Raw genomic sequence first — 21979 nt, 5'->3', positions numbered from 1 at the left:
GTGATGACCGACCATAAGTTCGATAAGCCCGGTAGTACGCCACCCCGGCGGGCGGCCATTTCGGCCCCGAAAAGTGGTGCCTCCATGCGGGTTTGCTCGGACCCAACTATTGGTGGGTTTCCGGGTCCAAAATCTGTTGGGCCTGGCGTCAGGCCAATCCGGCGACGGTGAGCAGCGCGGTGAGCTCCCGGCGAACCAGATGGTGGTCGCGGCGCGAAAGCCGTTGCAGGGTGCGGTGCACCAGCCAGTCGTAGCGGATGTCTTCCGGACAGGCTTGGCAGGCTCGTTGCAGCGCGACCACGGCGGCGGTGTCGTCGCCGAGCAACCCATAGACGTGAGCGATGGTGGTGTAGTAACGAACTCGCTGTTCCACCGAGGCGCTGTCCGCCAATTCCACTTGGGCGGCATGCCGGGCGGCCTCGCTGAGCCGGCCGAGCCGGACGGCGATATCGATCTCGGCGATCGCCACCTCCGCGACCCCGAACCAGACATCACGCCGCTCCGCGGCCTCCGGATCCACCCCGGCCGCGGTCTCCCGGGCCGCCGTCACCAGATCCTGACTGCCGATCGAATCACCCACGCCCGCAGCGCCGTACGCCGCGACCAGCTGTAACGCTCCGAGCACCGACCGCCCCGCGCGCACCGGTTCCAGCCGGCGCGCCGCGGCCAGCGCGTAGTCCCGGCATTCGGCGTGATACCCGAGATTGTTCAGGGCGGCGGCGACATGCCAGGCGCTGACCGCTACCAGGATCGGCTGTTTCGCGTCGGCGAAGATGCCGACCGGGCGGTCGGCCACCAGCCAGGCCAGGTGATAGTCGCCGACGCGGGTGAGCAGGAAGCGGGCCAGGTGATACGACTCGGCCAGCAGCAACCCGGCATCGTGCGCCGATCCGCTCGCGGTGGTCCGGGTCGCGGCCCGCAGGGAGCGCGCCGACCGCAGCACCACGGGCAGATGGGTGGTGAGCCGGGTGTAGCGGTCGGGCGCGCCCAGCCAGGAGTTCCAGCACTGCTCGAGCGCGGCGCGCACCCGCTCCGGCGGGGGCGGCGGACCGGGTTCGACGCCGAACGCCCGGGCCGTGGGGTGATCCATGATCGCGTGGTTCAGCGGGGTCAGCGCGGGCGCGATATCGCGCGCGGCGGACCGGCTCGAGGTCGGATGCCCGAGCAGCGCGGCCGGGTCGTCCAGGTGCAGCACTTCGGCCATCCGATAGAGCGCGGCGATGCTGTCGAGTTCCCGATGCCCGCGTTCGATCTGCCGCAGCCATTCCTCACTGCGCCCGGCCAACTGCGCCACGACTCGGCGAGAAAGCCCGAGCCTGCGCCGCCGGATCTCGATCCGCTCGCCGACGGTGAGCGGCCGCCCGGTGGTTGCCACGTCAAGTCCTTCCTCGCGGGTGCCCGGGGCGGGTGACCACCTCGTATGGGCGGGACTTGCGGGTAACGGTAGCCGAAACTCGTTCCCGTCGTTGAGCTTTCAACACGCGGACAACACGGTGCCCGGTAATCGCCCGGTGCGCCGCCCGCCCGCGAGCACCGGCACCCCGCCCACGATCACGTCATCGATTCCGGTGGCCGGCTCGCGCGGGGCGGCGTAGGTGGCGCGGTCCCGGATGGTGCGCGGATCGATGACGACCAGGTCCGCGGCCTTGCCCCGGGCCAGCACACCCCGGTCGGTGAGCCGGAACCGTTGCGCCGGGCGGGCCGCCAGATGCACGCTCGCCTCCGCCCAGGTCCAGTCGCCGAGCTCACGGCAATGCCGCGACAACATGCGCGCGAAAGCCCCGTAGCCGCGCGGGTGCGGCCGTCCGCCCAGGTAGATGCCGTCCGAGCCGCCCATGTGGGCTTCGTGGCGCAGCAGGCACCGCACCGAATCCTCCAGGGCGCGTTCGGGATAGTCGAAAACGATGCCCACATCCAAAGCCGACTCGATGAGCACGTCGGCGCAGAACGCGGCCGGCCGGACACCGGCCCAGGCCGCCGCGATATCCAGCGGCAGCCCCTCGGCCCATCGATATCGCCCGGCCGGGACATGCGCGAGAATGCAGGCGTGCCAGAGCCGCTCGTCGATCTGGGTGTCGAACAGCTCCCGGACCGCGCGATCCGACAAGGCTTCGAGGGTGCCGTCCAGGTCGGCGGTGGCCAGCCAGTCCGGCAGCATTTTGGCGAGAATGCTGCAACCGCGGAGATACGGATAGGTGTCGAAGGTGACATCTTGACCGGTCGCGCGGGCCGTGTCGACCAGTCCCGCCAGCACCTCGCCGGGGCCGTGATAGTGCGAAATATGCACGGCGGCACCGCTGATCCGGCCCACGGCGCAGGCCTCGGACATGCCCTTGTCGGCGGCGTCGCCGTAGGTCCGCATGTGTGTGACGTAGGGCAGTCCGCGCCGGGCCGCCGGGGCGCACACCGCGCCCAGCTCCTCCGCGTCCGCGAATCGTCCTGGGAGATAACCCAATCCGGAGGACACGCCCACCGCGCCCTGGTCCAGGCCCTGCTCGGCGAGGGCGATCATCGCCGCGAGTTGCTCCGCGTCCGGAGGCAGCGCGGACCCGCCCAGGACGCTGTAGCGAATTGTCCCGTGCGGCACCAGATACGCGGTGTTGATCGCGGTGGTGTGGTGATAGCAGGCCATTAGCTCCGCGACGGTCAGGCCGCCGTCCGAGCAGGTGAGCGCCGACGGGACAGGTCCGTTGACGGCGGCGAAATAGCGGGCCACCCAGCGCAGGGCCGCGGGCGTCGCCGGCGCGAAGGACAAACCGTCCTGGCCGAGGACGAATGTCGTCACCCCTTGGCGCAGTGCCGCGAGCTGCACTACCGGATCCAGCACCGCGCCCTCACCGTGCACATGGGCATCGATGAAACCTGGCAGTACGTACCGCTGGTCCGCATTCACTTCCGCCCTGGCGCGGGCGGCCGCCAGATCGCCGATGACCCGGATCCGGCCGCCCGCGATCCCGATATCGGCACGATAGCCGGGCTGCCCGGTGCCGTCGAAGACAACTCCCCCGCGTACGAGGACATCGAATGTCACGGTATTGCCGACAGTTTGGCCGTTGGTCACGCCCTGGAAACTGGAAGCCGTTGGGGCTGGCCCATTGCCGGGCAAGGTGGGTACGGTGATGGGGTGACCACGGTAGTCCGGCAGGTACTGGTCAGCGAACTGACCAGCGCCGACACCATGCGCGACCCAATTGCCCTTTACCGCCAGGTCTTTCGGCTCTGTACCACCGATCCCGCGCCCAGTCCGCGCCTGCTCGTGTCGCTGGTTCGTAACGGCGGGATTGCTGTCGGAGCCTACCTGGACGGGGAATTGGTCGGCTTCAGCTACGGTTTCCCGGGCCGCGCCCCGATCGGGCACCTCGATGCGCAACGGGCCTACCATTACATGGAATTGCTTGTGGTCCGGCCGGATTGCCAGAACGCCGGGATCGGGCGCACCCTCATGCACCAGGTGCGCGCCATCGCGATACGCCGTGGGCTGCAACGTATCTACTGGGCCTACGACCCCCTGCGCGCCGCCAACGCCCACTTCTACCTCGATGTCATCGGCGCCTGCGGCTACGAGTTCATCGACAACATGTACGGCGTCGAGGACAACGGCCGCGACCGCGGGTTCCCGACCCACCGCATCGTCGCCCGCTGGGATCTTGGCACGCCCGTCCGGCAGTGGCCCGAACCGCCGCCCGGTCTGGTCCTCGGCGCGCCGGTCCCCGATCACCGGGTCGACTACGACTCGATGCTGCTGGCCATCCCCGACGAATGGGATTACGGCTCCGCCACCGGCAGTCTGCACCGGGACCTCTGCACGGTCGTGCACGAGCTGATGGGCAGCGGGTACCGAGCGGTCTCCTGCCGGCGGGCCGGTGCCGGGCTGGCGGTCTATCGACTCGTCTCCGGCCCACTCACCGCGGGCCACACGTATCCCCTGTAAGCGCCGGCGGAACTCCGGCAGCGCCCTGGCAAGAATGAGCCATGTCGCATCCCCCGATCGCGTCCACGACGTGTTCGAAACACCTACGGTACGCGGATTTTCCGGCCCGTGACCAGGTGGTCGTCGCGCGGCGAGGCGTAGCAAATCCCAGGCGGCAGGCGCTCAGCCGATATCGATCGGATCGATCTGCACGCGCAGCGGTGCGTCGGATCGATGGGTGCTGCGGACCGCTTGGGCGGCGGTGAGGGCCTTGGCGAGCGCGGCTCCGGAGCGGCGGTGCACACGCAGCAGCATGCGCTCGACCTCGGCGGGGTCGTCGCCGCTGGAGAACGGTTTGCGTGCGCCGGGCGGCAGCGGGACCGGGCCCAGTACCTCGACGTCCGCCGGAAGGGTTGCGCTGGAGAGCAATTCGGAGATGGATTCGGTGGTGCCATCGATGGCGGCGAGCCGGACAGCGGGCGGAAACCCGACCTCTGCGCGGCCCTCTACCTCCAGTGTGGCGTGCCCGATCGGGTCCCAGCGGATAAGCGCTTGAACAGTCGGGACCGACGGCTCGGCCATCACGATGACTTGACCGCGGGCGCGCACCAGCGCGGCGGCGCTCATCCAGCGGCGCAGCGAGTCCTCGGCGGCACGCAGATCCGCGCGACCGAGCAACGCCCAGCCGTCCAGCAGCAACGCCACCGCATAGCCCCCGCGAATCAGCGGTTCGGCACCGACGGTGGCGACCACGACCTGTGGGCCGGGCTCGAGGGTGTCCAGAATGGCACCGCCGCCAGAGCCGCGAATCGGCACACCGGGGAACGCGCGACCGAGCTCTTCCGCGGTGCGGACCGCGCCGATCACCACCGCACGCAAGGCACGCGAGGCGCAAGCCGGGCAGCGGTACGCGGCCTCGACGATGCCGCACCACCGGCAGCTCGGGCTGTGCGCCTCGTCGGCGCGCGGGCCCTGCGGCAACGCCAAGGGGCCGTTGCAGTGCCGGCAGCGCGCGGGCGTCCGGCATTTCGCACACGACAAGGCCGGGACGTAGCCACGCCGCGGCACCTGCACCAGAACCGCCGAACCTTCTTTCAACGCCGCGCGGGCAGCGGCGAAGGCAATGCCGGGGATGCGAATCGCATTGGCGATCGGATCGCGCTCCAACGCCCAGTCACTGTCGCCGGGCGCGCTGATCCGCGGCGTGACTTGCCGCAGCACGTCACGATCGGCGACCAAGTCATGCGCCCAGCCGGAATCCACCACCGCCTGGACTTCCGCTGTCCGCGCGAAACCCGCTGCCACGAACGCCGCACCAGACTCGTGTGCCCGCAGCATCGCCACCTCACGCGCATGCGGATACGGCGCCCGCGGTTCCGCATAGGTGTCGTCGCCGTCATCCCAGATAGCAATAAGCCCAAGGTCTTTCGCCGGTGCGAACACAGCGGCCCTGGTACCCACCACAATCCGCGCACTCCCCCGCAACACCGACAACCACCGCCGATACCGCGCCGAGGGCCCCAGCCCCGCCGACAACCCCACTGCCGAATCCCCCACCAGCCGAACACATTCGGCTAGCAGCCGATCCAAATCCCGCTGATCCGGCACCAGCAGCACCGCACTACGCCCACCCGCCACCACAGTCGCCGCCAACTCCGCCAACCGCGCCGCCCAATCCTCCCCCGGCAGCGCCTGCCAAGCCGCCCGCACCCCCTTCCCCTGACTCAACGCCGAAACAAACGCTCCCCCATGCACATAACGCTCCCACGGTGCTAGATCCATCGATGCGACAGATGCCTCCGTCACCCCAGCCGGGCCGCCGGGCACCGCGACAATGCGTGCCTCGCCCGCGACATCGTGCGGCCGCACTGCCGACACCCGATCCGAGCGGCCGTCCGCCGCGCTCGCGGCATGCTCAACCTCGGTTTCCGGCATTCTCGCCGACCCAGATTCCGCCTCGGAGATCCCGGCGCGCCCGGACTCAGGCTCCCGCACCTCCGCGCGTCCAGACGCCGCCTCTTGCACGGCCGCACTCCGCGGCTCCCCCTCCGTCAGCCCGGCATGCTGTGGGCCGGGATCCAGACGATCGGTATCGAACTCGGTGCTCGGGTCCCGGAGCGTCGCACTCGGCTCGGCCACCTGGGGGGTGGGAGGGAGGGAGGCTGATGCGTCGGCGGCGGGCGCGGCCGTGGTCGCGGGCGGGTCGTCGAGGTCTATCGGTTCGGGTTGGGCTGCTGCGGCTTTGGCCGCGGATTTCTTGGTGGCCCTGGGCTTCTTGCCGGTCTCCGCGCCCGCGTGGCGGGGTGGGATGGCCAGGCGGAGGACATCGGCGCGAGTGCCGGCGTAGCGGGCGGCGACTGCCGTTGCGAGCTGCAGGATTTCGGGGGTGAGGACGCGTTCGGCGGAGACGACGCGTTCGAGTTTGACGAATTTGCCCGCGTGGTCGCTTTTTTCGAGGCGTTCCAGGAGGTAGCCGTCGACCAGGCGGCCCGCGAAGCGCAGGCGCACGCGGACGCCCGGCTGGGCGATCTCGTCGAACTCCGGGGGGACGAGGTAATCGAAGTCGCGGTCCAGGTGGGCAGGCGACAACAGCGGGAGCACCCGGGCGATCGGGTGTCCCGCTGTTGTCCTTGTCGTTTCCGCGATGTCGTCCACGCGGTCCGGAGTTTACAGTCCGGCGGCGGCGCGCAGCTTCTCCGCGCGATCGGTCCGCTCCCACGGCAGGTCGACGTCGGTACGGCCGAAGTGACCGTAGGCGGCGGTGGGGGCGTAGATCGGGCGGAGCAGGTCCAGGTCGCGGATGATCGCGCCGGGACGCAGGTCGAAGACCTCGCCGATGGCGGCCGAGATCTTGGCCGGGTCGATCTTCTCGGTGCCGAAGGTCTCGACGAACAGACCGACCGGAGCCGCCTTGCCGATGGCGTAGGCGACCTGCACCTCGACCCGCTCGGACAGGCCGGCCGCGACGACGTTCTTGGCGACCCAGCGCATGGCGTAGGCGGCCGAACGGTCCACCTTCGACGGATCCTTGCCGGAGAACGCGCCACCACCGTGCCGCGCCATGCCGCCGTAGGTGTCGACGATGATCTTGCGACCGGTCAGGCCGGCGTCACCCATCGGGCCGCCGAGCACGAACTTGCCGGTCGGGTTGACCAGCAGCCGCACGTTGGCGGTGTCGAGCGGGTTGGGCAGCGTCAGATCGGCCAGCACCGACTCCAGCACCTTCTCGCGAATATCGGGCGCGAGCAGGTTGTCCAGATCGATATCGGCGGCGTGCTGGGTGGACACCACGACGGTGTCCAGCCGGACCGGCTTGTCACCCTCGTATTCGATGGTGACCTGGGTCTTGCCGTCGGGCCGCAGGTACGGCAGCACACCGGACTTGCGCACCTCGGTCAGACGCCGGGACAGCCGGTGCGCGAGCGCGATCGGCAACGGCATCAGCTCGGGGGTATCGGTGGTGGCGTAACCGAACATCAGGCCCTGATCGCCCGCGCCCTGCTTCTCGATCTCGTCATCGGAACCGCCGACGCGGGCCTCGTGCGAGGTGTCCACACCCTGCGCGATATCCGGCGACTGCGCACCGATGGCGATATTGACACCGCAGGAGTTTCCGTCGAAACCCTTTGCGGAGGAGTCGTATCCGATCTCCAGGATCTTCTCGCGCACGATGTGCGGGATGTCGGCGTAGGCGGAGGTGGTGACCTCGCCGGCGACGTGAACCTGACCGGTGGTGACGAGCGTTTCCACCGCGACGCGACTGCGGGGATCCTCGGCGAGCAACGCGTCGAGGATGGAATCGCTGATGGCGTCACAGATCTTGTCCGGATGACCTTCGGTCACGGACTCACTGGTGAATAGGCGGCTGCCAGACGTGCGCACAGTTGTTCCCTCTCCCTCAACGGGTCGTATTGGGTCGCGGTGTTCGCACTGCCGCAACCCTTCTCAGACTATCCAAACCATCGACACGGCGATCCGGGTCGGATCGCTGTCAGGAGACTATTCGGCGAACCGTCATCTCCGGCGCAGCATTTGCTGCGCTCGTATCGATCGCGCCGGGCTCGGCCACAGATCGTTAATTACTCAGCGAGTCAACGTTATCGACAACATCGACTGCGCTGGTACCTCGACATCATCCGGGCTTACTTCCGTAGCAGCGGGCCGAGGGCGTCCAGCACCCGACTCGCCAGCAGCGCCTTGGATCCATGGTCGAGAGCTTGTTCGGTGCCGTCGGCCCCGAGTAGCCAGCCGTCGTTGGTGTCCACCTCGAACGCCTTGCCCTCACCGACGGCGTTGACCACGAGCAGGTCGCAGCCCTTACGCGCCAGCTTGGCGCGCGCATGGGTGAGCACGTCGCCGTGCTCGTCACCGGTTTCGGCCGCGAATCCGACGATCGCGGTACCGGTCAACTGGCCGTCGCGGCGCGCCTGCACCAGACCGGCGAGGATGTCCTCGGTCTTGGTCAGGTTGATGACGTCGGGTTCGCCGGCGCCCTTCTTGATCTTGGCCGCGGCCACGGAGGTGGGCCGGAAATCGGCCACCGCCGCCGCCATGATCACCGCGTCGGAGCCGACCGCGTGCTTGTCCACGGCGGTCTTGAGCTGTTCGGCGGTGGTCACGTGCACCAGTTCGACGGCCGCGGGCGCGGCCATCTCGATCGTGTTGCCCGCGATCAGCGTCACCTGCGCACCGCGCTGGGCGGCGACGCGCGCGAGCGCGTAGCCCTGCTTGCCGGAGCTGCGGTTGCCGAGGAAGCGCACCGGATCCAGCGGTTCCCGGGTGCCGCCCGCGGTGATCACCACGCGCTTGCCCTCGAGATCACGCGGAATGGCGTCGGCGCGTTCCTGCAGCAACGACGCCAGCGCGAAGATCTCCTCGGGCTCGGGTAGCCGCCCGGCGCCGGTGTCGGCGCCGGTGAGCCGCCCGTGCGCGGGCTCCATCACGATCGCGCCGTGCCGGCGCAACGTCGCCACGTTCTCCTGCGTCGCGGGATGCTCCCACATCTCGGTGTGCATCGCGGGCGCGAACAGGACCGGGCAGCGGGCCGTCAGCAGGGTGGCGGTGAGCAGGTCGTCGGCGCGGCCTTGCGCGGCGCGGGCCATCAGGTCGGCCGTGGCCGGGGCGATGACCACGAGATCGGCCTCCTGGCCGAGCCGCACGTGCGGCACCTCGGGCACATCGGAGAACACGTCGGTGTGCACCGGGTTCCCGGACAGCGCCTCGAAGGTCGCCTTGCCGACGAACTCCAGCGCCGAGGCGGTGGGAATGACCCGGACCTGGTGGCCGGTCTCGGTAAACCGACGGACCAGCGCGCACGCCTTGTACGCGGCGATCCCGCCGCCGACTCCGACGACGATGCGTGCTGAGCTCACTGCCCCTCCGGCCTGATCAACGGACAAGATCTGTTGAGACTATTCGCCTTCGGAATGCTCGAGCAGATCGGAGTGGATTTCGCGCATCGCGACCGAGAGCGGCTTCTCCTGCAGACCCGGCTCGACCAGCGGGCCGACGTACTCGAGGATGCCGTCGCCGAGCTGGTTGTAGTAGTCGTTGATCTGACGCGCGCGCTTGGCCGCGTAGATCACCAGGGCGTACTTGGACGACGTGCGCTCGAGCAGCTCGTCGATCGGCGGGTTGGTGAGGCCGATCGGGGTGTCGTACGCGGGCACAGTCTTGGTGTCGCTCACTAGGGAGGCTCCTGGGAGTCGGTGATGGGAAGGCAGCGGAGGCCTATCGAGAATTTGTGCTAACGAACAAGGATACCAACTGCTCACAGGCGCTGGTCACCTCGTCGTTCACGATGACGATGTCGAACTCGTCACAGGCGGCCATTTCGACTTTCGCCGTGGTCAGCCTGCGTTCGATGACTTCCGGCGTCTCGGTGCCGCGCGACCGCAACCGGGAGACTAGTTCATCCCAGCTGGGCGGGGCCAAGAACACCAAAGTTGCTTCGGGGATCGCTTTGCGCACCGACCGCGCGCCCTCGAGGTCGACCTCGACGAGCACGGGCAGTCCCGCTGTCATGGCCTCCCGAACCGGGGCCGCCGGGGTGCCCGAGCGCTGCAACCCGCCATGGATGTCCGCCCATTCGAGCAGTTCGCCCGCCTCGATCATGGCGTCGAACTCGTCTCGGGACACGAACCGGTAGTCGAGTCCGTCGACCTCCCCGGGCCGGGGGGCCCGGGTAGTCGCGGACACACTGAAGACCAGTTGCGGCAGACGTTCCCGCACGCACCGCACGACCGTGGACTTGCCAACGGCCGAGGGGCCGACCAGTACAACCAGTCGACCCTTCCGCGTGTGTTCGATCACCCTCGTAATCAGGAGGCGTCGAAGTCGAATCGCGTCAGCAGCGCCTTGCGCTGCCGGTCGCCCAGCCCGCGCAGACGCCGCGTGGGGGCGATCTCCAGCTCGCTCATGATCTCGGCAGCCTTGACCTTGCCAACCTTCGGCAGGGCCTCGAGCAGAGCCGACACCTTCATCTTGCCGAGAATCTCATCGGTCTCGGCATCCTTGAGGACGCTCTTCAGGTCGGTGCCACCGCGCTTCAAGCGCTCCTTGAGCTCCGCCCGAGCGCGGCGAGCGGCAGCCGCCTTCTCCAAAGCAGCGGCGCGCTGCTCGTCAGTCAGCTGGGGAAGGGCCACGGTTCCTCCGTCTCATCGTTTATTGCATCAACCCTGCCAGTAACCCGGCAGTCTCAGCGACCGTACCCACGTCCGCCCGCGATTGCGAACCCACCCCCCAGGTCAGCGCATGATTCGCCGATGTCGTAAGGGTGTGCGCGCGTGGATGCGAAGGACACCCCGGTCACGCTGGCGATCTTGCTGGTCCGAACCCGAAATGTGTTGGTACCAGCGGGTTTTCGTGAATCGATTCGGTTAGCGGGATAGTTGCGGCAACGGGTTTCGGTCGCGTAGCAAACCGTCACGCGCGCGACCAGGAAGTTTCTCGAATTTTTCCGCGTGTCGCCGCTTTCACCCGCGTGTCGGATCGAACACATGTCCCCACGACGCCACCGTCCAGCGTGGGCCCAGGCGGCGGCGAGCGGGCCTTTCCGGCCACGGGGGCCCGGAACGCCGCTGACGGCGTCCAGAATGCGATCTGGACGCCGTCAGCGGGCGTTTGTGGCCTGTTTCCGGGGTTACCCGCGCAGGAACGCGAAATCCTCCTGCACAGCGCTCACCTTGGCACGCAGCGCCGCGACGGTGGGTCCGTCGCGCAGCACCTCACGGGAGACGTTCGGCACCACCATGGGCAGCGCCGATTCCGGAACGAGCGCGCGAATGGACTCCGCGCCGCCGCCCTGCGCCCCGACGCCGGGCATCAGGATCGGGCCGTTGAGCGCGGACAGCTCCGGCGCCGCGGTCAGCGTGGCGCCGACAACGACTCCGACAGAACCGAATTCCGCCCCCGCGTTGCGCTGGGCGCACTCGTCGACGATGGTCTGCGCGATGCTGCGCCCGTCCCCGCCCAGCGCCCCCTGCACCTGCGCCCCTTCGGGATTGGAGGTCGCGGCCAGCACGAACAGCCCGCGGCCGTTACGCTCGGCCAGCTCCAATGCCGGTGCCAGCGAACCGAATCCGAGGTAGGGCGAGACGGTCAGCGCGTCCACGCCGAGCGGCCCGTCGCCGAGCCAGGCGCGCGCGTAGGCCGCCATGGTGGAGCCGATATCGCCACGTTTGGCGTCGGCGAGCACCAGCACCCCCGCTTCGCGCAGATCCCTGATGGCGTGCTCGAGCACCGCGAGGCCGCCCGAACCATAGGCCTCGAAGAACGCCACCTGCGGCTTGACCAGCGCCACGGTGCCGATGAAGGCGTCCACGCAGAGCTCGGTGAACTTCGCCAGACCGGCCACGTCATCGGTGAGCCCCCAGGACTCGAGCAGCGCCGAATGCGGGTCGATGCCGACGCAGACCGGCCCGAACTGCCCCATCGCGTGCTGGAGGCGGGTCCCGAAACTAGTCATCAAACCTCCTGTATCAGCGCGACTCCCGGCGGAAACCCCGGCAGCGCGGTCGGCGCTGCCGGGTATCGGCGCCGGTCAGCCCCGCAACTTAGAGTGCAGTTCTTGCAGGGAGCGCACGCCGATGCCGCCGTTGATCTCGGCCTCGATGCCCTGCACGGCCGCGGCCGCACCCTGCACGGTGGTGATGCACGGGATGTTCGCGCCCACCGCGGCGGTGCGGATCTCGTAGCCGTCCACGCGGGGACCCGAGTTGCCGTAGGGGGTGTTGAACACCATGTCGACCTCACCGTCGCGGATCATCTCCACGATGGTGGGCTGGTCGGCCGGACTGTCCTCAGAGTGCTTACGCACCTGCTCGCACGGAATGCCGTTGCGGCGCAGCATCTCCGCGGTGCCCTCGGTGGCGAGGATCCGGAAACCCAAGTCGTGCAGGCGCTTCACCGGGAACACCATGGCGCGCTTGTCGCGGTTGGCGATGGAGACGAACACCGCACCCTCGGTGGGCAGCGAACCGTAGGCCGCGGCCTGCGATTTCGCGAAGGCGGTGCCGAAGTCGGCGTCGATGCCCATGACCTCGCCGGTGGACTTCATCTCCGGGGAGAGCAGCGAATCCACGCCGCTGCCGTCGGCGCGCTTGAAACGGTGGAAGGGCAGGACCGCTTCCTTGACCGCGACCGGCGCGTCGAACGGGACGTGCCCGCCGTCGCCCTCGGGCGGCAGCATGCCCTCCTTGCGGAGTTCGGCGATGGTGGCGCCCATGGTGATTCGGGCCGCCGCCTTGGCCAGCGGCACCGCGGTGGCCTTGGAGACGAACGGCACCGTGCGGCTGGCGCGGGGATTGGCCTCGAGCACGTAGAGCACGTCGTCCTTGAGCGCGTACTGCACGTTCAGCAGGCCCTTGACGCCGATGCCCTTGGCCAGCGCCACGGTCGAGCGGCGCACGGCCTCGATATCGCTGCGGCCCAGGGTGATCGGGGGCAGCGCGCACGCGGAGTCACCGGAGTGGATACCGGCCTCCTCGATGTGCTCCATCACGCCGCCGAGGTAGACCTCCTCGCCGTCGCACAGGGCGTCGACGTCGATCTCGATGGCGTCCTCGAGGAACCGGTCGATCAGCACCGGGCGGTCCGGGCTGATCTCGGTGGCCCGGGAGATGTAGCCCTCGAGCGCGTTCTCGTCGTAGACGATCTCCATGCCGCGGCCACCCAGCACGTAGGACGGGCGCACCAGCACCGGGTAGCCGATCGTGTTGGCGATCTTCTTGGCCTGCGGGAAGGTGGTGGCGGTGCCGTACTTGGGGGCGGGCAGGCCCGCCGCCACCAGCACGTCGCCGAACTCGCCGCGGTCCTCGGCCAGGTCGATGGCGGCGGCGCTGGTGCCGACCACCGGGACGCCGGCGTCGGTCAGGCGCTGTGCCAAGCCCAGCGGAGTCTGGCCGCCGAGCTGGACGATCACGCCGACGACGGTGCCGGATTCGGATTCCGCGTGGTAGACCTCGAGCACGTCCTCGAAGGTGAGCGGCTCGAAGTAGAGGCGGTCGGCGGTGTCGTAGTCGGTGGAGACGGTCTCCGGGTTGCAGTTGACCATGACGGTCTCGTACCCGGCCTCCGACAGCGTCAGCGCCGCGTGCACACACGAGTAGTCGAATTCGATGCCCTGGCCGATGCGGTTCGGCCCGGAGCCCAGGATCAGCACCTTGTCCCGCTCGGTCTGCGGCGCGACCTCGGACTCCGCGGCGGAATCGAGCTCGTAGGCCGAGTAGTGGTACGGGGTCTTGGCTTCGAACTCGGCGGCGCAGGTGTCGACGGTCTTGTAGACCGGGCGCACGCCGAGGCGGTGGCGCAGCGCGCGTACACCGGTCTCGCCCGCCAATTCCGGTCGCAGCGCGGCCAATTGGCGGTCGGACAGACCGTAGTGCTTGGCGCGGCGCAGCAGCTCCTCGTCCAGCACGGGGGCGTCGAGGATCTCCTGTCGCAGCTCCACCAGGGCCGCGACCTCGGCGACGAACCACGGGTCGATCCCCGAGGCCTTGGCGACCTCTTCGATGTCGGCGCCGTAGCGCAGCGCGCGTTCGACCTGGTAGATCCGGCCCTCGGTGGGGGTGCGCAGGTCTTCGAGAATCTTCTCGATCGCGCCGCGGACATCGCCGTCGACGGGGGCCCACTGGCCGTCTTCCTGAGTCCAGAAGCCGGTGGCCTTGGTCTCCAGCGAGCGCAGCACCTTGCCCAGCGCCTCGGAGAAGTTGCGGCCCAGCGACATCGCCTCGCCGACCGACTTCATGGTGGTGGTCAGGGTGGCGTCGGCGCCCGGGAACTTCTCGAACGCGAACCGCGGCGCCTTCACGACCACGTAGTCGAGCGTGGGCTCGAAACAGGCCGGGGTTTCCTTGGTGATGTCGTTGACGATCTCGTCCAGCGTGTACCCGATGGCCAGCTTCGCGGCGATCTTGGCGATCGGGAAGCCGGTCGCCTTGGAGGCCAGCGCGGACGAACGCGAGACGCGCGGGTTCATCTCGATGACGATCAGGCGACCGTCCTTCGGATCCACCGCGAACTGGATATTGCAGCCGCCGGTGTCGACGCCGACCTCGCGCAGGATCGCGATGCCCAGATCGCGCATCTTCTGGTATTCGCGGTCGGTGAGGGTCATGGCCGGGGCGACGGTGACCGAGTCACCGGTGTGCACGCCCATCGGGTCCACGTTCTCGATCGAGCAGACGATGACCACATTGTCGTTGCGGTCACGCATGAGCTCGAGCTCGAATTCCTTCCAGCCCAGGATGGATTCCTCGATCAGCACGTTCGCGGTGGGCGAGGCGGCCAGGCCGCCGCCGGCGATGCGGTCGAGATCCTCGTGGTTGTAGGCCATGCCCGAGCCCAAGCCGCCCATGGTGAACGACGGGCGCACGACCACCGGGAAGCCGAGGTCCGCAACGGTTTCGCGAACCTCGTCCATGGTGAAGCAGACCTTGGAGCGCGCGGACTCGCCGCCGACCTTGGCGACGATGTCCTTGAACTTCTGCCGGTCCTCGCCACGCTGGATGGCCTCGAAGTCGGCGCCGATCAGCTCGACGTTGTACTTCTCCAGGATGCCGTTCTCATGCAGGGCGACAGCGCAATTGAGCGCGGTCTGCCCGCCCAGGGTGGCCAGGATCGCGTCCGGCTGCTCCTTGGCGATGACCTTCTCGACGAACTCCCAGGTGATCGGCTCGACATAGGTCGAGTCCGCGAACTCCGGGTCGGTCATGATGGTGGCCGGGTTCGAGTTGACCAGCGAAACCCGCAGGCCCTCGGACTTCAGCACCCGGCACGCCTGGGTGCCGGAATAGTCGAACTCACAAGCCTGGCCGATGACGATCGGGCCCGAGCCGATCACCAGGATGTGCTTGAGATCCTCGCGGCGTGGCATCAGGCTCCTTCCATGAGACCGGCGAAACGGTCGAAGAGATAAGCGGCGTCGTGGGGGCCGGCGGCGGCCTCCGGGTGGTACTGCACGGAGAACGCGCGGCCGTCGACCAGCTGCACGCCCTCGACGGTGCCGTCGTTGGCGCAGACGTGGCTGACCTCCGCCTTGCCGAACGGGGTGTCGAACTGCTCGCCGCGCTCGCCCTCCAGGGCGAAGCCGTGGTTCTGCGCGGTGATCGAGATACGGCCGGTGCCGTGCTCGACGACCGGGATGTTGATGCCGCGGTGGCCGAACTTCATCTTGTAGGTGCTGCGGCCCAGCGCCCGGCCCAGGATCTGGTTGCCGAAGCAGATGCCGAACAGCGGCAGGCCCTCGGACAGGATGCCCTGGGTGAGCGCGACCGCGCCGTCCTGGGTGGCCGGGTCGCCCGGGCCGTTGGACAGGAAGACGCCGTCGGGCTTCAGTTCCTTGATCTGGTCCAGGCTGACGTTGGACGGGACCACGTGCACCCGCATGCCGCGCTCGGCGAACATGCGCGGGGTGTTGGTCTTGATGCCCAGGTCGACCGCGACCACCGTGAAGCGAGCCTCGCCGGCCGGCTCGATGGTGTAGAGCTCGTTGGTGCTGACCTCTTCGGCCAGATCCGCGCCGAGCATCGAAGGCTGGTTGGTGACGCGCGCGAGCAACTGCTCGGCGTCGGCCAGTGCGGGACCGGAGAAGATGCCCGCCTTCATCGAGCCACGGGTGCGCAGGTGACGGACCAGGGCGCGGGTGTCCACGCCCGCGATGCCGACCACGTTCTGGCGCTGCATCTCGTCGGGCAGGGTGGTGGTGGCACGCCAGTTGGAGGCGCGGCGCGCGGGGTCACGCACGACGTAGCCGGCCACCCAGATCTTCGCGGACTCGTCGTCCTCGTCGTTCCAGCCGGTGTTGCCGATCTGCGGGGCCGCGGCCACCACGATCTGGCGGTGGTAGCTGGGGTCGGTCAGGGTCTCCTGGTAGCCGGTCATCGCGGTGCAGAACACCGCCTCGCCCAGGGTCTCGCCCAGCGCGCCGTAGGCCGTGCCGCGGAACACGCGGCCGTCCTCCAGCACGAGAGCCGCTGCTTCTTGCTTCGTCACTCGTCGTCTCCCGTCATCTTCTGCGTGGCCCACGCCGGATACACCGTCTTGTCGTCACCACGGAAACCGGTATCGATCTCGGTTCCGGTCGGCAGCGTCCAGCGAATTACCAGCACACCATCTTCTGTCATTACCTTGCCCGCGTGACCGCGCTCGGTCCGCACGGCGGTGATGGACTCCTGCGGAATCCAGAGCACCGTGGCGCCGTCGCGTTCCAGCAGGATTCCTCGTTCGAACCGGGTCAGTTCCGCGGTGGCGCGGAAACCCAGGTCCCCGACCGCGATCCGGTCCTGCCAGCTGGGCGCGAAGGTGCTGCCCAGGTAGAGGCCGGTGGTCGGTTCCAGCACCTGCGCGCCCAGGTCGGCCGGGACCTCCGGCAGCGCACCGACACGTTCGGCCTGGCGGGCCGCCCGGTTCTGCCAGCTCCGGTACATCAGCCACAGCGCCACCACGAACAGCGCCAGCAGACCGGCAACCCACAGCGTTCTCTCCATTTAGCGCACTGCCTTCCCATCACGAGCGGTCACCCGGCCGCGCAGCATCGTCGCCGTCACCTTGGCCGGGAACGTCATCTCCTCGAACGGCGTGTTGTCGGAGATGCTGGCCAGTTCCTTCGCCCGCACCGTCCAGGACGCGTCCGGGTCGACCAGGGTGAGGTTGGCGGGCTCGCCGACCTCGATCGGGCGGCCGTGCTCGTCCAGTCCGACGATCGCGGCGGGCTTCTCGCTCATCACCCGGGCGACGCCGCGCCAGTCCAGCAGACCCGGCTCGACCATGGTCTGCACGATGATCGACAGCGCCGTCTCCAGGCCGAGCATGCCGGGGCGGGCCGCGGAGAACTCGCAGCACTTGTCCTGTTCGGCATGCGGGGCGTGGTCGGTGGCGACACAGTCGAGGATGCCCTCGGCCAGCGCCTGGCGCAGGGCGGCGACGTCGGAGGCCTCGCGCAGCGGCGGGTTGACCCGGTTGACCGCGTCGTAGGTTTCCAGGCGCGAGTCGTCCAGCAGCAGGTGGTGCGGAGTGACCTCGGCGGTGATCGAAATGCCCTGGGCCTTGGCCCATTTCACCAGTTCCACGGTGCCCGCGGTGGAGGCGTGGCAGATGTGCACGCGAGCCTTGGCGTCCCGGGCGAGCAGGGCGTCGCGGGCCACGATGGCCTCCTCGGCGGCGCGCGGCCAGCCCGCCAGGCCCAGCTTGGCGGCATTCGGGCCCTCGTGCGCCACCGCGCCTTCGGTGAGCCGGGGCTCCTCCGCGTGCTGGGCGATCAGCACGCCCAGCGAGGTCGCGTACTCCAGGGCGCGGCGCATGATCAGCGGGTCGTAGACGCAGTGGCCGTCGTCGGAGAACATCCGGACCTGGCCGACACCCGCCGCCATGGTGCCCATTTCGGCGAGCTGCTTGCCTTTGAGGCCGACCGTGACCGCGCCGACCGGGTAGACGTCGACCAGGCCGACTTCCTGACCGCGCCGCCAGACATGGTCGGTGACCACGTGTGAGTCGGCGACCGGGTTGGTGTTGGCCATCGCGAAAACCGCGGTGTAACCGCCGAGAGCGGCGGCGGAAGAACCGGATTCGATGGTTTCGGTGTCTTCGCGGCCGGGTTCGCGCAGGTGCGTGTGCAGGTCGACGAAGCCCGGAAGCAGGATCTGGCCCTGGGCGTCGATCACCTCGCCGGCCGTGAGATCGGTGCCGATCTCGGCGATCACGCCGTCCCGGATCAGCACGTCGACCGGATCGCCCTCGCCGTACGGGCGGGCGCCCTTGATCACCAGTTCCACGGCACCACCTTTCTCTGTCATGCGACTGCCTCCTGGGTGCCGACGAGCAGGCGGAACAGCACCGCCATGCGCATGTGCACACCGTTGGTGACCTGCTGCAGAATCGCCGCCCGCGCCGAATCCGCAACGGCGGGGGCGATTTCCATGCCGCGCAGCATCGGGCCGGGGTGCAGGACCACGGTGTGGTCGTCGAGCATCGCCATCCGGCGTTCGCTGAGTCCGTAGTTGACCGAGTACTCCCGCGGCGACGGGAAGAAACCGCCGTTCATCCGCTCCTGCTGGACCCGCAACATCATCACCGCGTCCGCGCCGGGCAGCTCCGCGTCCAGCGAGTTCGCGACCCGGCACGGCCAGGATTCGACGCCGACCGGCAGCAGGGTGCGCGGCGCGACCAAGGTGACCTCGGCGCCGAGCGTGTCGAGCAGAAAGACATTCGAGCGCGCGACCCGGCTGTGCAGGATGTCGCCGACGAGGACGACCCGCTTGCCCTCGATGTCGCCGAGACGCTGGCGCAGGGTCAGCGCGTCCAGCAGGGCCTGGGTCGGGTGCTCGTGCATGCCGTCACCCGCGTTGATGATCGCGGGACCCGGGCGATTCTCCTGGGCCGCCCAGGCATCCATCCAGCGGGCGATCTGATGGGCCGCGCCGGAGGCCGGATGGCGGACGATCAGCGCGTCGGCGCCGGCCGCGTGCAGGGTCAGAGCGGTGTCGCGCAGCGATTCGCCCTTGGAGACCGAGGAGGAGCTGGCGCTGACATTGATGACGTCCGCGCTCATCCACTTGCCGGCCACCTCGAAGGAGACGCGGGTGCGAGTGGAGTTCTCGTAGAAAACCGTCATCACGGTGCGGCCGCGCAGGGTCGGCAGCTTGTGCACTTCGCGGCCCAGCAGCGCCTGCTCGAAACGTTCTGCTTCATCGAGCATTTCGACGGCGGCGGCGCGATCGAGATTGGTGACGCTGAGCAGATGCCTCACGCCTCATCCTCCTGATGCAAGTAGACGCCGTCGCGGCCGTCATGTTCGGCGAGCAGTACGGAGATGTCTTCCGAGCGGGAGGTGGGGACGTTCTTGCCCACGAAGTCGGCGCGGATCGGCAGCTCGCGGTGGCCGCGGTCGATCAGCACCGCCAGCTGCACCGAGCGCGGGCGACCGAGGTCGCGCAGGCCGTCCAGGGCCGAGCGCACGGTGCGGCCGGAGAACAGCACGTCGTCGACGAGCACCACCAGCGCGTCCTCGATACCGCCCTCGGGCACGCTCGTGCGTTCCAGCGGGCGATGCGGACGGGTCCGCAGATCGTCGCGGTAGAGGGTGATGTCGAGGGAACCGAGGGCCGGGCGGACGCCGGAGAATTCCTCGATCTTCTCGGTCAGCCGCGCGGCCAGGGTGGTGCCGCGGGTCGGAATACCGATCAGTACCACCCGGGGGTGGGCGGGATCGTCCGAATCGAGCGCGGTCTTCTCGATGATTTGATGCGCGATACGCGCGATGGTCCGACTGACATCGGATGGCGACAGCAGCTCACGGCCCGCAGCCACCCACTCCGGAGTATGCCTCTGCGATTGCTCGCCGGACTTGGCCGCCCGATCTCCAGGCACAGCCATGCCGACCTCCTTCCCCGCCTCACTGAACGGTCCGTTAAAGGATGTCTTACGGCTAGCAGCCTAACAGCGCCCCAATCCGTGCCTCCACCAGGCATATCCCTTGTGAGCCGGGCCACGCGGCGCGCTGTGAGCCCGGCCACGCGCCCGCCCCCGCCCACCGCCCGCCCGCCGTTGCTCCACGCTAGCTCCACACCCCGCAACCCCACCCCCGAGTTCCTTTGCGGCCCACAACCATCCGGTCACCGAGATTCCGCCTCCGTTTGCCCGACCCGCGCGCTAACATTGCGCGTCGTTCACACGCAGGATGGGATGAAATGGACTTCTTGGCACTGTTCTTCGGTTTCTTCGGCTACAACCCCGACCCCGGCATCTTCTGATCCGGTAGTCCAGCAGCCGCGGGTGCCAACCCACCCGCGGCCTGCCCTCCCCCGTCAGCTCGTTGGTTCAGGAGGGGGTGAGGATTATCGCGCCGAGGGGGGTGCGGGAGTCCAGGAGTTGGTGGGCGGTGGCGGCTTGGTCCAAGGGGAGGATCGAAGCTATTTGGGGGATCAGGGTTCCGGTGGCGGCTTGGGCGAGGGCCGCGGGGCGGGAGTTGGCGACGCGGGCCAGCCAGTGCGGCCCGGAGCAGCCGGTGAGGGTGATGCCTCGGGGGATGAGGTCGGCGGCGGAGATTTGGGCGGGGGCGCCGGAGAGGAATCCATAGCTGAGGATGCGGCCTTGTAGCGGGGTGACGGCGTCCAGGAGCGCTGTGGCGGTGGGGCCGCCGATCGAGTCGAAGACGACGTCCACGGTTGCGCCGGTGCGGGATTCGGCGAGTTGGGCGGGCCAGGACGGGTCCGTGTGATCGATGGTCTCGTCGGCGCCGAGTTTGCGGGCCTGAGCGAGTTTGGCCGGACCGCCGGCGGTGGCGATGACGCGGGCCGCGCCGTTGCGCTTGGCGAGTTGGGTCAGGGCGGCGCCGACGCCCGTTGCGGCGGCTTCGATCAGGACTGTTTCCACGCCGGTCAGGCGGGCGGTTTCGAGCAAGGTCAGGGCTACCGAGCCGCTCATCAGGACAGCAGCGGCGTCCGGCGCGGACAGTGCGTCCGGTATCGGGACCGCGGAAGTGGCTGGGGCGCAGACATATTCGGCGTAGGCACCGAAACCCATGGTGTCCACCGCGACTCGCTGACCGATCAGGGCGGTGTCGACGTCCGCGCCGACTTCGGTGACAGTGCCGACCGCTTGAAATCCGAACGGCACCGGTGGCTCGACCGGCAGCGGGTACTCGCCTGAGCACAGCTTCGTCTCCGGGAACAACACCGGGATAGCCTCGGCCCGGATCACCAGATCGCCCGCTCCCGGTCGCGGCTCGGGCACCTCTCGGGTGACCAGCACTTCGGGTCCACCGACACCCGTCATTACGATTGCCTTCATCGACAACTCCATAAGTTGACTAGCGGTCCAATTAACTTCGACGTTATGGACCGCCGGTCAACTTGTCAATGCTTTTGTGGCTCTAGGCTGTTGAAGGAAGTGCGATGTCCGACGGGCAACCCAGGGAACGCGCCGATGCCGCACGCAACCGGCGCGCGATTCTCGACGCCACCAAGGCCCTGCTCGCCGAGCACGGCGCCGAAGGCGTCACCATGGACCGGGTCGCGGCTGCGGCGGGTGTCGGGAAAGGCACCATCTTTCACCGCTTCGGCAGCCGTGCGGGACTGCTGCACGAGCTGGTCGCCGAACCCGCGCGCAACCTGATGGAGGCGATCACCAGCGGTCCACCGCCACTCGGTCCCGGCGCGCCCGCGGATGCGCGCCTGCTCGCCTACTTCGACGCGATGACCCGGCTTGTCATCGACAATGTCGAGCTCGTCGTCGCTTACCACGCCGTGCCGCCCCATCCCCAGCGCGCGGAGTTCCACGGGTTCTGGGCCACCCACATCACCGCGCTGCTCGGCGAAGCTCGCCCGGACCTGGACGCCGAAACCGTCGGCGCATTGCTGCTCGCACCCTTGGGCGGCGAGCTGGTGCCGCACCTGGTCCGCGCCGGAGCCGCCGATCGCCTCTTGATCGCTGTCCGCGAATTGGTCGAATCCGTCGTCCGCGCACCCTGATACACAAGCCGCCAGGCGGAAGTAGCGGCCACAGCTTCGCCGCACTCTCGCACTCCCGCCGAAAAGCACTGGCCCGATCGCCGGTGGGCGGGCAACATGGCTA

General features: G+C 68.7%; 18 protein-coding genes. 2 read left to right on the top strand and 16 right to left on the bottom strand.

The features are described 5' to 3' along the window. Positions 1-148: 148 nt before the first annotated feature. Complete coding sequence (locus AB0M14_RS14925; protein ID WP_364994231.1) at positions 149-1375, bottom strand: helix-turn-helix domain-containing protein; 1227 nt, start codon at positions 1373-1375, stop codon at positions 149-151. A gap of 99 nt (positions 1376-1474) precedes the next feature. Continuing rightward, positions 1475-3061, bottom strand: coding sequence for an amidohydrolase family protein (locus AB0M14_RS14920; protein ID WP_364994227.1), 1587 nt, complete (start codon positions 3059-3061; stop codon positions 1475-1477). A 63-nt stretch (positions 3062-3124) separates the two neighbouring features. Here AB0M14_RS14920 and AB0M14_RS14915 point away from each other — a divergent pair, with 63 nt between their 5' ends. Next, positions 3125-3931, top strand: coding sequence for a GNAT family N-acetyltransferase (locus AB0M14_RS14915; RefSeq protein WP_364994224.1), 807 nt, complete (start codon positions 3125-3127; stop codon positions 3929-3931). A gap of 162 nt (positions 3932-4093) precedes the next feature. On the opposite strand, the gene AB0M14_RS14910 is transcribed toward AB0M14_RS14915, so the two are convergent. From AB0M14_RS14910 to AB0M14_RS14845, 14 genes are all read right to left on the bottom strand, one after another. Beyond that, entirely contained in the window at positions 4094-6556 is a 2463-nt protein-coding gene (locus tag AB0M14_RS14910) for a primosomal protein N' (protein WP_364995799.1), read from the bottom strand. Positions 6557-6577: 21 nt separating this feature from the next. Next, a complete protein-coding gene (metK, locus tag AB0M14_RS14905; protein WP_364994221.1) occupies positions 6578-7792 on the bottom strand; it encodes a methionine adenosyltransferase in 1215 nt (404 codons plus the stop codon). Between the two features lie 260 nt (positions 7793-8052). Continuing rightward, positions 8053-9282 carry a bifunctional phosphopantothenoylcysteine decarboxylase/phosphopantothenate--cysteine ligase CoaBC gene (coaBC, locus tag AB0M14_RS14900; RefSeq protein ID WP_364994219.1) on the bottom strand — a complete coding sequence of 410 codons (1230 nt, stop codon included), beginning with the start codon at positions 9280-9282 and terminating at the stop codon, positions 8053-8055. A gap of 39 nt (positions 9283-9321) precedes the next feature. Further along, the gene (rpoZ, locus tag AB0M14_RS14895; protein WP_356978162.1) at positions 9322-9597 is read right to left on the bottom strand and encodes a DNA-directed RNA polymerase subunit omega; all 276 of its coding nucleotides are present in this window, start codon (positions 9595-9597) and stop codon (positions 9322-9324) included. 43 nt (positions 9598-9640) lie between these two features. Beyond that, complete coding sequence (gene gmk, locus AB0M14_RS14890; RefSeq protein ID WP_364994217.1) at positions 9641-10222, bottom strand: guanylate kinase; 582 nt, start codon at positions 10220-10222, stop codon at positions 9641-9643. Positions 10223-10230: 8 nt separating this feature from the next. Next, a complete protein-coding gene (gene mihF / locus AB0M14_RS14885) occupies positions 10231-10554 on the bottom strand; it encodes an integration host factor, actinobacterial type (RefSeq protein ID WP_194813993.1) in 324 nt (107 codons plus the stop codon). A gap of 497 nt (positions 10555-11051) precedes the next feature. Beyond that, positions 11052-11876, bottom strand: coding sequence for an orotidine-5'-phosphate decarboxylase (gene pyrF / locus AB0M14_RS14880; protein WP_364994214.1), 825 nt, complete (start codon positions 11874-11876; stop codon positions 11052-11054). A gap of 75 nt (positions 11877-11951) precedes the next feature. Then, positions 11952-15284 carry a carbamoyl-phosphate synthase large subunit gene (carB, locus tag AB0M14_RS14875; protein ID WP_364994211.1) on the bottom strand — a complete coding sequence of 1111 codons (3333 nt, stop codon included), beginning with the start codon at positions 15282-15284 and terminating at the stop codon, positions 11952-11954. Continuing rightward, positions 15284-16402, bottom strand: a complete 1119-nt coding sequence (gene carA / locus AB0M14_RS14870) for a glutamine-hydrolyzing carbamoyl-phosphate synthase small subunit (protein WP_364994208.1) — start codon at positions 16400-16402, stop codon at positions 15284-15286. Before carA ends, carB begins: the two co-directional genes overlap by 1 nt. Then, positions 16399-16896: a transporter gene (locus AB0M14_RS14865; protein ID WP_364994205.1), complete on the bottom strand. Its 498-nt coding sequence runs from the start codon at positions 16894-16896 to the stop codon at positions 16399-16401. Before AB0M14_RS14865 ends, carA begins: the two co-directional genes overlap by 4 nt. Continuing rightward, positions 16897-18201, bottom strand: a complete 1305-nt coding sequence (locus AB0M14_RS14860) for a dihydroorotase (RefSeq protein ID WP_364994202.1) — start codon at positions 18199-18201, stop codon at positions 16897-16899. Then, the gene (locus AB0M14_RS14855; protein WP_364994199.1) at positions 18198-19154 is read right to left on the bottom strand and encodes an aspartate carbamoyltransferase catalytic subunit; all 957 of its coding nucleotides are present in this window, start codon (positions 19152-19154) and stop codon (positions 18198-18200) included. The genes AB0M14_RS14860 and AB0M14_RS14855 overlap by 4 nt, the downstream gene beginning before the upstream one ends. Beyond that, positions 19151-19780, bottom strand: coding sequence for a bifunctional pyr operon transcriptional regulator/uracil phosphoribosyltransferase PyrR (gene pyrR / locus AB0M14_RS14850; protein ID WP_364994196.1), 630 nt, complete (start codon positions 19778-19780; stop codon positions 19151-19153). The genes AB0M14_RS14855 and pyrR overlap by 4 nt, the downstream gene beginning before the upstream one ends. A 444-nt stretch (positions 19781-20224) precedes the next feature. Continuing rightward, a complete protein-coding gene (locus tag AB0M14_RS14845) occupies positions 20225-21196 on the bottom strand; it encodes a zinc-binding dehydrogenase (RefSeq protein WP_364994193.1) in 972 nt (323 codons plus the stop codon). Between the two features lie 104 nt (positions 21197-21300). Here AB0M14_RS14845 and AB0M14_RS14840 point away from each other — a divergent pair, with 104 nt between their 5' ends. Beyond that, positions 21301-21876 carry a helix-turn-helix domain-containing protein gene (locus AB0M14_RS14840; protein ID WP_364994190.1) on the top strand — a complete coding sequence of 192 codons (576 nt, stop codon included), beginning with the start codon at positions 21301-21303 and terminating at the stop codon, positions 21874-21876. The last annotated feature ends 103 nt before the right edge of the window (positions 21877-21979 follow it).

This window comes from Nocardia sp. NPDC051832 (assembly GCF_040681285.1).
Lineage (GTDB): Bacteria > Actinomycetota > Actinomycetes > Mycobacteriales > Mycobacteriaceae > Nocardia.
This window is presented reverse-complemented; position numbering and strand designations above follow the sequence as displayed.

Excerpts from the sequence above, each read along its gene's own strand:
- AB0M14_RS14840 (WP_364994190.1), top strand. The coding sequence starts at position 21,301 with ATGTCCGACGGGCAACCCAGGGAACGCGCCGATGCCGCACGCAACCGG.
- AB0M14_RS14860 (WP_364994202.1), bottom strand. The coding sequence starts at position 18,201 with ATGACAGAGAAAGGTGGTGCCGTGGAACTGGTGATCAAGGGCGCCCGC.
- carB (WP_364994211.1), bottom strand. The coding sequence starts at position 15,284 with ATGCCACGCCGCGAGGATCTCAAGCACATCCTGGTGATCGGCTCGGGC.
- AB0M14_RS14865 (WP_364994205.1), bottom strand. The coding sequence starts at position 16,896 with ATGGAGAGAACGCTGTGGGTTGCCGGTCTGCTGGCGCTGTTCGTGGTG.
- pyrF (WP_364994214.1), bottom strand. The coding sequence starts at position 11,876 with ATGACTAGTTTCGGGACCCGCCTCCAGCACGCGATGGGGCAGTTCGGG.
- AB0M14_RS14845 (WP_364994193.1), bottom strand. The coding sequence starts at position 21,196 with ATGAAGGCAATCGTAATGACGGGTGTCGGTGGACCCGAAGTGCTGGTC.
- pyrR (WP_364994196.1), bottom strand. The coding sequence starts at position 19,780 with ATGGCTGTGCCTGGAGATCGGGCGGCCAAGTCCGGCGAGCAATCGCAG.